The sequence below is a fragment of the Pseudomonas batumici genome (assembly GCF_000820515.1).
Lineage (GTDB): Bacteria > Pseudomonadota > Gammaproteobacteria > Pseudomonadales > Pseudomonadaceae > Aquipseudomonas > Aquipseudomonas batumici.
The window spans coordinates 21,071-36,478 of sequence record NZ_JXDG01000048.1 but is presented as its reverse complement, the minus strand read 5'-3'; the positions used below and the strand labels follow the sequence as shown (position 1 = coordinate 36,478).

Sequence of the window (15,408 nt, the reverse complement as noted above, 5' to 3'; positions counted from 1 at the left end):
ATGTCCAGTATTCCCAATAAAGCGCCTGGCTGGTTCATCAGTGCCAGGGCCGACACCTTGGCCATCCTGATCGGTGGACCGCTGATTTCCGTGGCCTTGTTGCTGGCGATCCTGCACGGTCCGGCCTTTCTGATCGGTGCCTTGCTGTTCGCCCTGTTCCTGGATGTGCCCCATGTACTGCACACCCACGTGCGGCTGCTCGCCGAACCGCTGGAATACCAGCGACACAAGGTGCGCTTCTGGGCCAGCCTGGGGCTGATCGGTGCCCTGTGTTTCGGGTTGTATGCGTTCGGTGCCTTTGCCTGGCTGGTGGCGATCTGGGTGTACTGGCAACCGTATCACGTGTGTAAGCAACACTTCGGCGTGGCCGCGCTGTATGCGCGCAAGTCCGGCTACCGGCATTCGACCACGCCGATCCGTACGATGGTGCTGGCCGGTTTCGCCGCGCCCCTGTTGTACCGGATCAGCCATGGCGGCTTTCATTTCGGTGACTACCAGCTCTTCGGGCAGGCGTTGCCCTTTGCCAATATCACCATCCCCACGCCACCGATCGGGCCGATCTGGGCCGTCCTGGCCTATGCCGTGTTCGCCATCGTGACCCTGCGCTTCATCGTCATGCAATGGCGTGAGGGCCTGCGCGGCGAGGCCTTGCCCAGGTTCGTGCAGGTGATGCTGGCGGTCTCGCTGGGGCTGTACAACGCGGCCTACCTGCTGGTGGGCGATCTTTACGCGCTGATCCTGATCGGTACCAGTATCCATGCCTTGCAATACCACCTGGTTTGCGCCTCGACCGTGCAGGCCGGTTTGCGCAGGACCAGCGACCAGCCGGTGCCGGCGGGTCTGCTGGGCACCGGCCATCGCTGGGTCAGGCAGATGGGCGAGCGGCCCTGGATCTGGTTCGCCAGCCTCGGGATGGCCAGCCTGTTGGTCCTGAGCCTGGAAATGCCTTCGGTCGGCTTGCTGCCCTTGATCGTCGTTCTCCACCACTTCTATCTGGACGGTGTGATTTGGAAACGTCCTTGAAGCGCGAACCGGCAGCGAGCGGGCAGGGCGAGCGTGGCTTTATCGAGTCCCTGCGCCCGTTGGTCGACGACCTGCGCGCTCATCAGCCCTGGCGCTACTGGTTGGACTTCGGCGTGAACATCGCGGCTTTCTGGGCGGCATTGTCCGTGCTGGAGATTGCCGGCCCGTGGCTGCAGGCCGGGTGCTACCTGGTGGCGGTCTTCACCCTGTATCGCTGCGCGATGTTCATCCATGAGCTCAGCCATATGCCCAGGCGCGCGGTGCGCGGATTCAACCTGGCGTGGAACCTGACCTGCGGCATCCCCTTGTTGCTGCCGTCGTTCCTCTACCTCAGCCATATGGATCATCACACGCTGGCCCGCTACGGCACCCGCCAGGACCCGGAATACCTGCCGTTCGAACGGCGCTTCGCCAGCAGCATGGTGACCTTGACGCTGGGCACGCTGTTGACCCCGTTGTTGCTGTGGGTGCGCTTCGCCCTGGTCGGTCCGTTGTCCTGGTGCCTGCCGGCGTTGCGGCGGCTGGTGGTCGAGCGCTACAGCGCCGTGACCTTGCATGCCGCCTACCGCAACAACCCGGCGCGGCTGTCCGCCCGCCAGGCTTACAACCGTCTGCTCGAAGGCCTGACCAGCCTGTATGCCTGGGCCCTGGTGGTCACCGCTGGCAGTGCGCTGTTGCCCTGGAACCGGATCGGCTGGTTCCTCGCGGTGATCTACGGCGTGCTGTTCATCAATATGTTCCGTACCTGGCTGGCTCACCGCTACGCCTCGCCCGGTCATCCTGTTTCGCTGCAATGGCAATTGAGCGACTCCACCACCCATGCCCGCCAGGGCGGCTGGATCGAGTTGTTCGAACCCCTGGCCCAGCGTTATCACGCGATGCACCACCTGTTCCCGGCGTTGCCCTATCACGCGCTCAAGACCGCCCATGAGCGGGTCATGGCGGCAGACGGTGTGGCCGCCGAGCTGTACCGGCAGACCGCCTCGGCGCACCCGGCGCCGACTTCCATTTCCTTCCCGACAGAGAATCCTTCATGAGCCGCTGGCAAGCCATCAGCCCCTTCGAACAGCATGTCAATCCGGCCATCGGCGAACTGATCCGCCGGGTCGGGCTCGACAAGACCTTTGTCCGCGGTGAGGGCTGCTATCTGTATGACGCGCCAGGGCGGGCCTATCTGGATTTCCTCGGTGCCTATGGGGCGTTGCCTTTCGGCCACAGTCCGGACGCGTTGCTGGCGGAGCTGGCGAGCTTCCAGCACAGCCGCGAGCCGATCTTCGTCCAGCCCTCATGCCTGGCGGCCAGCGGCCTGTTGGCCCAGCGCCTGCTGGAACTGGCGCCGGGCAAGTACCGCAGCGTGACCTTCCAGAACAGCGGGGCGGAGACGGTCGAGGCGGCGTTGAAAGCCTGCCTGGTGAAGACCGGGCGCAAGCGCATCCTGTCGACCCATCACAGCTTCCACGGCAAGACCCTGGGCGCGTTGTCCGCCACCGGCTCGGATAAATACCAGGAAGGCTTCCAGGCGCCGCTGCCGGGTTTCGACTTTGTCGACTACGGCGACATCCAGGCCATCGAGGCGCAATTGCAGCGCTATCCGGGCGCCTATGCCGCGATCATCGTCGAGCCGATCCAGGGCGAGGGCGGCATCAACCTGCCGCCGGCCGACTACCTCCAGGCCGTTCGCGCGGCGTGTGACCGCCACGGCACGCTGTTGATCATCGACGAGGTGCAGACCGGGCTCGGGCGTACCGGCAAGCTCTTCGCCAGCGAAGGGGTGCAGGCCGACTGCCTGCTGCTGGCCAAGGCCCTGGGTGGCGGGGTCATGCCGATCGGTGCCTGCCTGTTGGCCGAAAGCGCCTATAGCGAAGACTTCCAGAACAAACACTCCTCGACCTTCGGCGGCAACACCCTGGCCTGCCGTATCGGCCTGAAGGTGCTGGACCTGTTGCGCGACCAGCCCGAGTTGCTGGACAACGTCCGGGACAACGGCACCTATCTGCTGGAGCAACTGCAGGGACTGGCGCAGCGCTACCCGAGCTTCATCCGCGAGGTGCGGGGCGCCGGTTATCTGATCGGCATCGAGTTCACCCTCGACCGCAGCCATTACCCGCAGTTTCACGGCGGCTTCACCGGCATCATGGGCGAACAGGAAAGCCTGGTCCCGGTACTGGCCAGCTACCTGCTGAATGTCGAAGGCGTGCGGGTGGCGCCGACGCTCAATGGCGCCAGCGTCATGCGCGTGGAGCCGCCGCTGATTGCCGGACGCGCCGAGTGCGAACACTTCCTGCAAGCCCTGGCGCGGACCCTGCAGTTGGTGGCCGAAGGTCGCACCGGCAGCTTGCTCGCGCACCTGCTGGAGGCCGATGCCGGTTCCCCGGGACCCGGCGACCTGCCGTTGCACGCGGCGCGCTTCGACGAGCCGGTCGCCGACGATCATTTCGCCTTCATCCTCCATCCGCTGGAACTGGAAAACTACGCCGAGTTCGATGAAAGCCTCAGTCATTACTCGCGCCATTCCCTGCAACTGCTTGAGGAGCGCCTCAACCCGCTGCTCGATCCGTTTTTCGTTTCCACGGTCGAACTGACTTCGCCGGCCACCGGCCGCAAGGTCAGCGGCGACCTGATCATGGTGCCGCGTTCGGCGGCGCAGATGGCGGCGATGCCGGTGGAAGAGTCCTGTGCCCTGATCGGCCAGGCCATCGACATGGCCAAGCGGCGCGGTGCCAAGCTGGTGGGCCTGGGCGGGCATACCTCGATCGTCACCGGCGGCGGCCTGCGTCTGCTGGACAAGGGCATCCCCCTGACCACGGGCAACACCTACACCTTGCTCACGGCGGTCGAGGCCGCCTGTCGTGCGGTGCACCTGACCGGGCGGCGCATGCAGGACATGCGGGTCGCGGTCATCGGCGCCACCGGCAGTATCGGTTCGGCCATTGCCCGGCTGATCGCCGGCCAGGCCGGTCAGTTGACCCTGGTCGGCAACCCCAAGAGTGCTCGCTTCAATACGCCACGCTTCGCCTCGGTGATCACCCAACTGGTGGCCTATGGCGCGCAGAGCGTTGCGGCGCAAGGCAGTGTTCTGGCGAGGATTGCCCGGCGCTTGGAAGGGCAGGAAGCCGCCGAGCTGGGGCGCGCGCTGCTGGACGAAAACGGCGACCGGATACCGCTCAAGTGGAGCAACGATGTCCAGCAGTCGCTGGCCGATGCCGACCTGGTCTTGATCGCGACCAACAGCGCCGAGCGTTTCATCAGCGCCGACGATATCGCCGTCGGCACCATCCTTTGCGACATCTCGCGGCCGGCCAATGTCAGCCAGGACATCGCGGCCCGCCGCCCCGATGTGCTGGTGCTCGACGGTGGCATCGTCGAGATGCCGGGCGACGCGCGATTGGGTTCGCGCTACGGGATCCCCGACGACCTGGCCTACGCCTGCATGGCCGAGACCATGATGCTCGCCCTCGAGGGCGAATGGCGTCATGCCAGCCTGGGGCTGGACCTGAGCAATGACGACCTCGAGCTGATCGAAGGCCTGGCGGGGCGCCACGGTTTCAAGCTGGCGGGCTTGCGCAGTTTCGACAAGGCCCTGGATCCACAAGCCTGGCAACGTTACGCCGAACGTTTCCAGCCGGTCGCCGAACCCATTTGAAGAGAGAGCACGCCACATGCCCGTATTGGAAAAGACCACGTTGATCAAGGGGCGCAGTTGCGCCGAAGTGTTCGACTTCTGCCTGGAAGGGGCCAACTTCCCGAAGATCTTCCCGGAGCCTGTCACGCCGCTGGGCAAGATCGACATCGCCGACCTGCGGATTGAGCAGGGGCGCGAGTTCCGCTTCCGGCACTGGATGTTCGGTTTCATTCCGGCCAACTGGACCGTGCGCATCCGCGAGGTCAAGGACAGCCAGCACTTCATCGACGAGATGGTCAAGGGGCCGCTCAGTGCGTTTCGCCATGAGCACCTGGTCAAGGCTGCCGAAGGCGGCACGCTCTACACCGACCGGGTCACCTACCGGGCCATCGGCGGCGCACTGCTGGAGCGGCTGTTCGTCAATGCCTACATGAACCGCATCTTCGAGGCGCGCCATCGCAACATGCAACAGTTGTTGGACGTCGTCGCATGATCAGCATTCAAGCCGTCGACAGCCCCAAGCGCCTGAAGCAGTTCATCGAATTGCCGTTTCGGTTGTATGCCGATGACCCGTTGTGGATTGCGCCGCTGCGCAGTGACATGAAACGCCTGCTTTCGCCACGGCACAACCCGTTTTTCCGCGAGGCCGAGATCGAGCATTTCCTCGCGGTGGATGCGCAGGGCCAGGTGCAGGGTCGGATCAGCGTGAGTATCCATGCCGCCTACAACGAGCGTTTTGGCGATGAGCATGTGTTCTTCGGTTTCTTCGAGGTCGCGCCGGATCCCGCGGTTGCCCGCGCCTTGTTCGAGGCCGTGGGCAACTGGGCCAGGGCACGCGGCAAGTCCCGCCTGCTGGGGCCCTACAGCTACACCTCGACCCAGGACGCGGCGCTGCTGCTGGAGAATATCGACGGACGTGCGCCGACGCTGCTGCAAACCTACAACCCGCTCTGGTACGCCGACACCCTCAAGCAACTGGGTTTCGAGCTGGCCTTTACCTTCAGCACCTATGGCGTGACCGCCGAGCAGTACCGGGTACGGCGCAAGGCCAGTCGCAGCGACCGGGTGATGCCGGGCAGCCAGTTCAGCGTGCGCACCGCCACCCGCGCCGATTTGCGCGACAACCTCGATGAAGTCCGTTGCCTGTTCAACAGTGCATTCGCGGAGAACTACGAGGTGGCGCCGATTTCCGCAGCGAGCTTCAAGTTCCAGATCGACAGCGTCAAGACCTTCATCGACCTGGAGGGCATCAAGCTGATCGAGCTCGAGGGGCGGGCCGTGGCGTTTTTCCTGATCCTGCCGGACCTCAACCAGATCCTCGACAAGCTCAAGGGCAGCCTGGGGCTGTTCGACCTGTTCAAGCTGGGCCGCTACAAACGCAGCGTCGATGGCGCGGTGATCGCGCTGATCGGTGCCGATCCCACCGTGCAGGGCAGTGGCCTGGGGCGCTTGATCGGCGACGAGATCGGTCGTTATGCCGAACCGCGCTTCGGCCGCCTGGACACCATGTGGATCGATGACCGCAACCCTTCCAGCTATGTGCTGGCACGCAACCTGGGCATGCGCCGGACCAAACGCTATGGCGTGTTCGGGCTCGATCTCGTTGAAACATCGCTCTGAAACGGAGTTGCAAACCGGATGGACACACCCCTGATTTCCCTCGCGGGCCTGAAGAAGTATTACCCCAGCGGCGATGGTCGCAGCCTGGTGCTCAACCATATCGACCTGGATATCGCGCGGGCCAGCATGACCGTGATCCGCGGCATCTCGGGTTCGGGCAAGACCACGCTGCTCAACATCCTCGGCGGCCTGGACCGGGGCGACGAGGGGCGGGTCCGGGTCGGCGACGCACTGCTCGACTCGATGGACTTTGCCGCGTTGACGCGCTTTCGCGCCGAGCGGGTCGGGTTCATTTTCCAGTTCCACAACCTGATCCCGACGCTGACGGTCAAGGAAAACGTGTTGACCGGATTGGAGCCGATCCGCACGGTCACCGCCCAGGACCATCGTCGGGCCGAAGAGTACCTGCACAAGGTCGGGCTGCTGGAGCACGCCGAGAAGTTTCCCGCCAAGCTCTCCGGCGGACAGCAGCAGCGCGTGGCGATTGCCCGTGCGCTGATCAAGGAACCGCAACTGATCCTCGCCGACGAGCCGACCGGCAGCCTGGATGAGGACACCGGGATGCGGGTGTTCGAGTTGCTGCGCCAGATGCAGGAAGAGAAACAGGTGACCGTGGTGATCGTCACCCACAACCCGGCGTTGGGGCAGCATGCCGACCAGGTCTACGAAATGCGTTCCGGTCACCTGCACAGGGCCGCCCAATGAATATGCTGGTCCGGCATGTACTGCGTTCGATCCTGGTCATTCGTTACCGGCTGCTGACCATCGCCTTGATCTGCGCTTCGACCTTCGGCGTGCTGGTGGGCGCCTACTCGGCGATCGACAGCCTGTTCAATACCGTGGAAGACATCCAGTCGTCGGCCTCGATGGCCGGGCTTGAAGTGATCTTCGCCCCGGACGAGCAGATCAACCTGCCGACGTTCGATGACATCCCCGGGGTGAGCGCCACCTACCCGCGGCTGTTGATGCCCGGGCTGGTGCCGCTGGGCGGCGAGCAGCCGGTGGCGGCGCTGATGATCAGTTCGCCGGCGCAGGATTTCTCCACGGTCAACCGGCTCAAGGTGCTCGCCGGCCGCTTGCCCGATGCGCAGGACGCCGCCGGCGTGGTGCTGGAGCGCAACTGCGCCGCGTTCCATGGCAAGCGGGTAGGGGACCGGTTCAATTTCGTTTCCGGCCATGCCGATTACCCGGTCGAGGTCGTCGGCATCGTCGAAAGCCCGGAGTACCTGGTGGCGCCGTTGAATCCCAGCGTCTATGTGCCGAGCAACGGTTCGTTGTGCGTGGTGTTCGCCGACCAGGCGCTGATGCGTCAACAGTTGGGCTTCGCCGCGGTGAACAGCCTGCTGTTCGGCCTGTCCGCGGATGCCGACCTGGGCCGGATCAAGCAGGCCGTGACCGAGCGGGCCCAGACCCGCCTGGCGGTCGATTATGTGCTGCCGCGCCAGGAGCAGTTCAGCCAGAAATTCCTCGAACTGGACCTCAACACCTTCAAGGTATTCCTGCCCACGGTGGTGCTGATCTTCGCCCTGTCGTCGACCCTGGTGGTGTTCTTCCTGATGTACCAGTGGGCCAAGGAAGAGCGGCCGCTGATCGCCATGTTCCTCACCCTCGGCTATACCCGTCGACAGGTCGCCTGTGCCTACAGCCTGCCGGCGTTGATGCTGATCGCGGCGGCGCTGCTGCTCGGTTGCGGCTTCGCCCTGTTCGACATGTACGCGTTCGGCCTGAACTACGCGCGGGCCATCGGCATGCCGGAGCCGCGCCTGGTGTTCCAGCTGCCTTATCTGTGGCGCGCCGGCCTGGTGCTGTGCGGCACCGTGGCCCTGGGCATGTACCTGCCCATGCGTTCGATCCTGGGCATCACGCCGATGGACGCCCTGCGCGATGTCGGTGCCGGCCAGGAGCAGCCCCTGGCCCAACGCATGGTCGCCTGCCTGCGGCATATCGGCGGCCCGTTCTGGTTCCGTTATTCCTTGCGCAACCTGCTGCGTAGCTGGCGCATCAGCCTGGTGACCGTGCTCGCCATGGCGGCGAGCATCGCGATCACCATCGCCTTCTACATTTCCCTGACCTCCATGGAGCGCACCGCGATCAACAACGTCGAGCGCGACAACTGGAGCCGCGTGGTCGACCTGGACGTGCCCTGGTGGGATGAGGATATCTCCCGTCTGCAGGCGCTGGCGCCGGGCAGTCGCTGGTCAACCTTCGTCAAGGGCGGCGCCCAGGTCAGTGGCCGCGGGCGGTTGGACAATGCCAGCCTGCTGGGGATAGCGCCGGCCGACGGCGTGCGCCATGTCAACCTGATGCAAGGTCGCATGCTGCTGGACGGTGATCGCGATGCCGTGGTGATCGAGCGGCGCATCGCGATTGCCCAGGGTGTCGGTCCCGGTGACCGGCTGACCCTCAAGGTCCGTGGCAACGACTATCAGGCGAGGGTCGTCGGGGTGTTCTCCGGGGCCTTGCCGGGCGAGGTGATCACCAGCAAGGACTACGCCCGGCGCATGCTGGCGCTGGATGAACAGTTCACCGGGGCCTATCTGGTCGACACCGGTGCGGCGGGCCTGGAAGACGCGCGGATCTATGCCGTGCCGGGTGTGGTGCGGGTGACCTCCAAGCAGGACATCGTCGCCGCCATCCTGGAAATCAGCTCGCATATCTGGGTGATCATCCATATCTCGGCGCTGATGAGCATCGCGATCGCCTTGCTGTTCGCCGTGACCAGCATGAACTTCAGCATTGTCGGTCGACGCGGCGAATACGGGGTGCTGCGCATCCTCGGCTTCAGCGACCGCAACGTGTCGCTGATCATGCTCTGCGAAACCTTCAGCATCGCCGTGGTGGCCGGACTGGTGGCCATTCCCCTGGGCTACGGCCTGGGCGCGGTGCTCAACCATCGCCTGACCGATGTCTGGTTCAAGATCAACACTGACCCGGCCTCGAGCGATTTCCTGCGGGTGATCCTGCCCGCCCTGTTGATCATTCCCTTCGCGGCGATGCCCGCCATTCGCCATGTGTTGCGCATCCCCGCGGTCGACACCCTCAAACTCAGGAATTTTGGATGACTCGCCGATTGCTTGCCGTTTTACCCGTGTTGCTGACCTGTTCCTGGCCGGCGCTGGCCGACGATGCCCTGTCGATCATGCAGGACTCCGACCGGCGCATGAAGGCCCAGGATGAACAGATCGACTACCGCATGGAGCTGTTCGAGGCCGACCACCTGACGTTCACCCGCCAGCTCACGCGGCTGGACAAGCGCATGAGCGACCGCACCGGCACGCTGGTGCGCTTCACGGCGCCGGCGGCGGTGAAGAACGTTGCGCTGCTGATCGAGGACAGCGGTGCGGCGACCAACGATATCTGGTCCTACACCCCCTCGACCAAGAACCTGCGGCGCCTGGCCGGTTCGCAGAAACAGAACTGGTTCATGGGCACCGACTTCACCTATGAGGATTTCGAGGACTACAAGCTGGCCAGCTACCAGTTCGCCAGCCTGGGCAAGCCCGAACCCTGCCTGAGCTGGCCGGCCTGTCGCCGGATCGAGGCCCGCGCGCAGACCGAAGAGGCGCGCATCTCGGGTTATTCGCGCAAGGTCTACTACCTGGAGGAGAGCAGCCGCTACCCGGTGCAGATCGACTACTTCGACGCCCAGGGCACGCTGGTCAAGCAGCTCAAGACCGATGGCCTGCAGGTGGTGGGCGGCTTCAGCCGACCGACCGCCCAGACCATGTTCAACCTGGCTGCGAACAAGAGCACGCGGATGATCGTCGAGAAGGTCAGCATCAATCCCGGCATCGCCGAGGCCAATTTCACCCAGCGTGCCCTGCGCACCGAACATTGATCCGAGTACCCATCATGTCGACTCAATCCCTGGAAACCGTGGTGCTGGAACTGCTGGCCACGACCCTTGAACTGGACATCACCGAGCTGGACATCCAGCTCAGTGTCGACGAACTGGGGCTCGACTCGCTGGACGTGCTGAAGCTGACGTACGCCATCGAGAAACGCTTCCAGGTCAATCTGTCCAGCTACAGCCACACCGACATCAGTTCGGTGGCCCGCCTGATCGAGATACTCGCCGAGCAACTGGCGAGCCTGCGAGTCGCTTCATGAATGAGGTCGTGATCACCGGCGTCGGCTGTGTGTCGCCCTTCGGTATCGGTCGGCAAGCCTTGTGGGATGGTCTGGCCCGCTCGCACTGTGCGATTGCCCGGGTGCCGTGGCTGCCGGGACAGTGCAATGCCGGCGCGCTGCCCGAACAGGCGCTGGAGGGCTGCTTCAGCGCCAACGAGTTGCTGATGTTCGACCGCTCGACCCAGTTCGCCCTGCTGGCGGGGCGCGAGGCGCTGGACATGGCGGCGCTGGACATGGAGGCGGTCGACCGCCATCGGTGCGCGGTGTACATGGGCACGGCGGTGGGCGGCAGCGACTCGCTGCACAGTGCCTACCTGGATCTTTATCAGGCCGGCAGCCAGACCCTGGCCCCCTGGACCGTGCCCCGGGTCATGGCGAATGCCGCGGCCAGTCACCTGAGCCTGCGTTACGGTTTCAAGGGCCCGGCGATGACGTTGAGCACCGCCTGTGCCTCGTCGACCCAGGCGGTCGGCGAGGCCTATCGGCTGCTGCGCCAGGGCGATGCCGACATCGTTCTGGCCGGTGGCACCGATGCCTGTCTCAATCCGCTGGTGTGGAAAGCCTGGGAGGCGTTGCGGGCCATGGCGCCGGACACCTGCCGACCGTTTTCCGCCGGCCGCCGCGGCATGGTGCTGGGCGAGGGCGGGGGTGTCCTGGTCATGGAAACCCTGGCCCATGCCAGGGCACGCGGTGCGCGGGTGTTGGCCCGCGTGCTGGGCTACGGCGTCAACAGCGATGCCGGGGACCTGATCAAGCCGTCGGTGGAAGGTCCCGCGCTGGCGATGCGCAAGGCGATGGCCGACAGCCGGCTGGCGCCCGAAAGCTTCACCTACATCAATGCCCATGGCACCGGCACCTTGCTCAATGACCGCTGTGAAACGGCAGCGATCCGCCAGGTATTTGCCGATCATGCGGATCGCTTGCAGGTGTCCTCGGTCAAGTCGGCCATCGGCCACCTGATGGGTGCTGCCGGTGTGGTGGAGTTGATCGGCGGGCTGATGGCGACCTTGCAGGACCGGATCCCGCCGACCCTCAATTACCAGGCGGCGGATGCCGAATGCGATCTGGACTACGTCACCGAAGGCGCTCGCCCGGCCCGGGTCGAGGCCTGGTTGAAGAACTCCTTCGCCTTCGGCGGGCTCAATGTCTCCCTGGCCTTGGGGCGAGCCGGGGAGGGTGAGCAATGATCCTGGTGACGGGGGCCAGCGGCTGCCTGGGCAGCCATATCGTGCGGGCCTTGCTGGCGCGCGGGGAGGCGGTCGCCGTGCTGGTCCTGGCAAACGACCCGGCGTCGGCCCTGGTGTCGGTGAGTGACCGGGTGTCCTGGCGCGTGGCGGATCTGCTCGATCCGGCCAGCCTCGAACGGGCACTGGACGGTGTCGACCTGATCTATCACGCCGCCGGCCTGGCGCTGCCTTATGAAAGCGCCCGGGCGCGGATGTTCGCGGTCAATGTGCAAGGCACGGTCAACCTGCTGCACGCCGCGCGTCGCGCCGGCGTGCGGCGGGTGCTGCATGTGTCGTCTATTGCCGCCGTGGGCTATCCGGCCGGCGAGGCGGATGAACACATGGCCTACAACGGCGCGGCCTTCAGGTTGGCCTACATGCACAGCAAGCGCGCGGCCGAGGAACGGGTCCGGCAGTTTTGCGCGGAGGGAATGGACATCGTGATCGCCTGCCCGTCGGCCGTCATCGCACCGAATTGCGATGTGCGGCATGGCTGGGGCAAGGTCATGCTGGACCTGCATCAGCGTCGCCTGCCGTTCATCCCGCCCGGCGGGATCGCCGTGATCGGTGCCGAGGACCTGGTGCAAGGGCTGCTGGCAATCATGGACAAGGGCCGGCGCGGCGAGCGCTACATCCTCAGCAGCCTGAACGTCAGCTATCGCGAATTGTTCACCGGCATGGGCCGCGCGCTGGGGGTGTCCGAGCCGCGTTGGCAACCGCGGGGTTCGACCCTCAAATGGATCGTGGCGCTGTTGCGGCCGCTGGATCTGCTGACCTCGCTGATCCCCTTGCGACTCTCGGCGGATGTGGTCCGCCTGCTGGGGATGAACGTCTACTACCGCACCCACAAGGCCCGCCAGCAGGTGGGCTTCGCGCCCCGGCAGACGCTGGAGCAACTGGTCGGCGAGACGGCCCGTTGGCTGTTGGCCCGACAGGAGATCGAGCAATGAATGCATGGACGGCATTTGCCCAGGCGGCACGTCCCGACACCCCGGCCGTCACCGAGCTGAACCAATGGTTGCAGGACTGGGCCGGGCGTCTGGATTTCCGCCTGATGGACGCGCGCCGCTGCCTGCCGCCGCACCTGGTGCTGGCCCTGGGCAATCGCGGGGTGCTGGGCATGCAGGTCGCCGAGGCCCAGGGCGGCCTGCTGGGCTTTTCGACGTTCGAGCTGTTGCGGGTGCAGCGCCAACTGGGGGCCATCGACCTGACCCTGGCGTTTTTCGTCGGGCTCAACAACGGCCTGGGCATTCGTCCGATCCAGCGCTTCGGCTCAGCCGCCGCGAAGGCGCGCTACCTGCCCCAACTGGCCACCGGGCGGATGCTGGCCGCCTTTGCCCTGACCGAGCAGGGGGCCGGTTCCAACCCGCTGAACCTGGCGGCGACGGCACGGCGCGAGGGCGATCATTGGCGTCTGGACGGGCGCAAGTCCTGGTGTGGCTCTGCCGCCTGGGCCGGGGTGATCTCGGTGTTTGCGCGGCATCTGGACGAGCAGGGGCGCGAGTGCGGTTTTATCGGTTTCTGCCTGGATGCCGACCAGCCGGGGCTGGGCCAGGGCAGCGAGGCGCTGACCCTCGGTCTCAAGGGCATGGTCCAGAACCAGGTGCATTTCGACGCCGTCGAGGTCGGCGCGGAGCAGGTGCTGGGCAGCCAGTTCGCCGGGATGGCGGTGGCCAGCGACACCATGGTCTTCGGTCGCCTGGGCATTGCTGCCACCTGCATCGGCGCCCTGTGGCGCTGTGTGCAACTGATGACCCGCTACAGCACGCGCCGCTCCCTGGGCACCCATCGACTCTGGGATCACGAGCACACCCAGGCGCAGATCGGCGGGGCTATCTGCGCGGCAACCGCCCTCGGCGGTTGGGTCGATGACCTGGCCACGGGCCTGGACCAGGGACAGCCCGCGCCACCGGCCGAGGTGCTGGCGGCGGTCAAGTGGCTGGCCAGCGAGCTGCTGGGCGAAGTCAGCGACAGCGCCTTGCAGATGCTCGGCGCCCGCGGCTACTGCGATAACAACCCCATCGGCCAGCTCTGGCGCGATGCGCGCATCACCCGTCTGTTCGAGGGCCCGTCGCAGACCCTGGCGGCCTTTATCGGGCAGCGCGTGCTGGAGCAGCCGGCGGTGATCAAGGCGTACCTGGCGTTCATGCCCCACGGCCAGTTGGCTATCCAGCGACTGGACGCCTGGCTGTCCAGCGAGCGGTTGCAGCCACGGGACAATGATCGCTTGTCCGAGCAGGTGCTCCAGTTGGGGCAGTGTGTCGTCTGGCTGATGCTCTCGGCCCAGGCGCTGGAAGAGCATTGTCGTCCCTGGGTGGCGTCGCGCCTGGAGAGGGCTGCGCGCGACTGGGAGCATCTGGCTTCGCCGCGTTTCGCCCTGGCCGGGCTCGGTGAATGGGTCGATGCCCGGATCGGCGCTTTCGACCGACAGCGTGCCGACGAGGAGGTCGCGCTCGATGAGCTGCTGGTGTGTGGGGATGATGCATGATCAATAGAACCTTGGGCCTGGGGGCGCTGTTGTTGTTCAGCATCGACAGCCAGGCCAGTGCACTTGATGCCGTGGATTTCAATGGCCGGCTGGAGACCCGCCAGGCCGTGACCCGCGAGGGCGAGTGGGGGCTCGACGAATATTCCGCGTTGCTGGGCGGTGCCTGGCAAGGGGAGTCGGGCTGGCGGCTGAAGGCGCAGGTCAGGGCGCTGCAGGAGAACAAGCTCGACGGTGATTACCACGAGATCGAACCGCGCGAGCTGTTCGCCGAATACCAGGGCGAACGCTGCACCTCGACCCTCGGTGTGCAACAGGTGGTGTGGGGCAGCGCCGACCGCTTGCGGGTACTGGATGTCATTCATCCTTTCGACCGGCGCGAAGGTTTCTTCGGTGACTATGTCCAGCAGCGCCGCCCTCTGGCGATGCTCAACAGCGAGTGCTCGGTGTTCGAGGACCAGTCGTTGCAGATGTTGCTGATCCCGCAGACCCGCAAGGACCTGCTGCCATCCAGCGACGGGCGTTTTGCCGAGCCCCGGGTCGGCGATCTGCTCACCGGCATCCCCCGAAGCGAGGCATCGGACCCGGACTGGCGCAAGCCGGCGGACTGGACCCCGGCACTGCGCTGGAGCGGCAATGCCGCGGGCGTCGACTATTCCCTCAACGCCTGGCATGGCTGGCAAACCGAAGACACCCTGACCCCGGAACTCACGCGCAGCGGCCTGAGCTATCGCGAGCAGTTGCAGCGCCGTACCTTGTTCGGCGGCTCCTTTGCCGTGCCTGTCGGTCCGGTGGTGGTCAAGGGCGAGGCGGCGCTGACCCCGGATGACTATCGCTACTACCGGGCACCGACGGGGATCGTCGATGTGAAGAAGAGCCGGCAGCGGCAATTGTTGCTGGGCGTCGATTACCTGACCGGAGACTGGTTCTTCGGCGTGCAGTACTACAACCAGTGGAAGGACGCTGTCGACCAGGCCCTTGACCAGGGTCGCTCGGAAATCGTCAGTCTGGCGATACGCCGGGAAATGCTGCAAGGACGGCTCTACCTGACGGCATACGTCGCCCAGGACCTGAGGCAATCCGCGCAGTATGCCGCCCTGGAAATGCGCTATGACCTCGATGCCCACTGGCAACTGCGCACCGGGCTGGATGTGTTTGCAGGCGATCGGAGCAGCTTCGGTTTCTTCGAGGATCAGACCCGCTGGGTCAATGCCGTGCGTTACTCGTTCTGACTTTCAGGCGGTCGGGAATCAGCACGTCGGAGGTGGAACCTCTGCGGGTGAAGCGAGTCATAGCTATGT

General features: G+C 65.3%; 13 protein-coding genes. All 13 read left to right on the top strand.

Annotation, left to right across the window (positions count from 1 at the left end):
• Genes UCMB321_RS31090 through UCMB321_RS18415 form a run of 13 tightly spaced genes read left to right on the top strand, consistent with a single transcriptional unit; the run spans position 1 to position 15,339 of the window.
• The gene (locus tag UCMB321_RS31090; protein WP_040069588.1) at positions 1 to 1,023 is read left to right on the top strand and encodes a hypothetical protein; all 1,023 of its coding nucleotides are present in this window, start codon (positions 1 to 3) and stop codon (positions 1,021 to 1,023) included.
• A complete protein-coding gene (locus UCMB321_RS18470) occupies positions 1,008 to 2,060 on the top strand; it encodes a fatty acid desaturase family protein (RefSeq protein ID WP_167337448.1) in 1,053 nt (350 codons plus the stop codon). Before UCMB321_RS31090 ends, UCMB321_RS18470 begins: the two co-directional genes overlap by 16 nt.
• Positions 2,057 to 4,666, top strand: a complete 2,610-nt coding sequence (locus tag UCMB321_RS18465) for an aminotransferase class III-fold pyridoxal phosphate-dependent enzyme (protein ID WP_052451302.1) — start codon at positions 2,057 to 2,059, stop codon at positions 4,664 to 4,666. Before UCMB321_RS18470 ends, UCMB321_RS18465 begins: the two co-directional genes overlap by 4 nt.
• A gap of 16 nt (positions 4,667 to 4,682) precedes the next feature.
• On the top strand, positions 4,683 to 5,138 hold the full coding sequence (locus UCMB321_RS18460; protein ID WP_040069585.1) for an SRPBCC family protein: 456 nt from the start codon (positions 4,683 to 4,685) through the stop codon (positions 5,136 to 5,138).
• Positions 5,135 to 6,265, top strand: coding sequence for a hypothetical protein (locus UCMB321_RS18455; RefSeq protein ID WP_040069583.1), 1,131 nt, complete (start codon positions 5,135 to 5,137; stop codon positions 6,263 to 6,265). The genes UCMB321_RS18460 and UCMB321_RS18455 overlap by 4 nt, the downstream gene beginning before the upstream one ends.
• 18 nt (positions 6,266 to 6,283) lie before the next feature.
• Positions 6,284 to 6,970, top strand: coding sequence for an ABC transporter ATP-binding protein (locus UCMB321_RS18450; protein ID WP_040069581.1), 687 nt, complete (start codon positions 6,284 to 6,286; stop codon positions 6,968 to 6,970).
• The gene (locus UCMB321_RS18445) at positions 6,967 to 9,327 is read left to right on the top strand and encodes an ABC transporter permease (protein ID WP_084615098.1); all 2,361 of its coding nucleotides are present in this window, start codon (positions 6,967 to 6,969) and stop codon (positions 9,325 to 9,327) included. Before UCMB321_RS18450 ends, UCMB321_RS18445 begins: the two co-directional genes overlap by 4 nt.
• Complete coding sequence (locus tag UCMB321_RS18440; protein WP_040069577.1) at positions 9,324 to 10,103, top strand: outer membrane lipoprotein-sorting protein; 780 nt, start codon at positions 9,324 to 9,326, stop codon at positions 10,101 to 10,103. Before UCMB321_RS18445 ends, UCMB321_RS18440 begins: the two co-directional genes overlap by 4 nt.
• A gap of 14 nt (positions 10,104 to 10,117) precedes the next feature.
• Entirely contained in the window at positions 10,118 to 10,375 is a 258-nt protein-coding gene (locus tag UCMB321_RS18435) for an acyl carrier protein (protein ID WP_040069575.1), read from the top strand.
• A complete protein-coding gene (locus UCMB321_RS18430; protein ID WP_040069573.1) occupies positions 10,372 to 11,583 on the top strand; it encodes a beta-ketoacyl-[acyl-carrier-protein] synthase family protein in 1,212 nt (403 codons plus the stop codon). The genes UCMB321_RS18435 and UCMB321_RS18430 overlap by 4 nt, the downstream gene beginning before the upstream one ends.
• Positions 11,580 to 12,572 carry an SDR family NAD(P)-dependent oxidoreductase gene (locus tag UCMB321_RS18425; protein WP_052451301.1) on the top strand — a complete coding sequence of 331 codons (993 nt, stop codon included), beginning with the start codon at positions 11,580 to 11,582 and terminating at the stop codon, positions 12,570 to 12,572. The genes UCMB321_RS18430 and UCMB321_RS18425 overlap by 4 nt, the downstream gene beginning before the upstream one ends.
• Positions 12,569 to 14,110 carry an acyl-CoA dehydrogenase family protein gene (locus UCMB321_RS18420; protein ID WP_052451300.1) on the top strand — a complete coding sequence of 514 codons (1,542 nt, stop codon included), beginning with the start codon at positions 12,569 to 12,571 and terminating at the stop codon, positions 14,108 to 14,110. The genes UCMB321_RS18425 and UCMB321_RS18420 overlap by 4 nt, the downstream gene beginning before the upstream one ends.
• Positions 14,107 to 15,339 (top strand): hypothetical protein, encoded by a 1,233-nt coding sequence (locus UCMB321_RS18415; RefSeq protein WP_040069571.1) that lies wholly within the window; start codon positions 14,107 to 14,109, stop codon positions 15,337 to 15,339. Before UCMB321_RS18420 ends, UCMB321_RS18415 begins: the two co-directional genes overlap by 4 nt.
• The last annotated feature ends 69 nt before the right edge of the window (positions 15,340 to 15,408 follow it).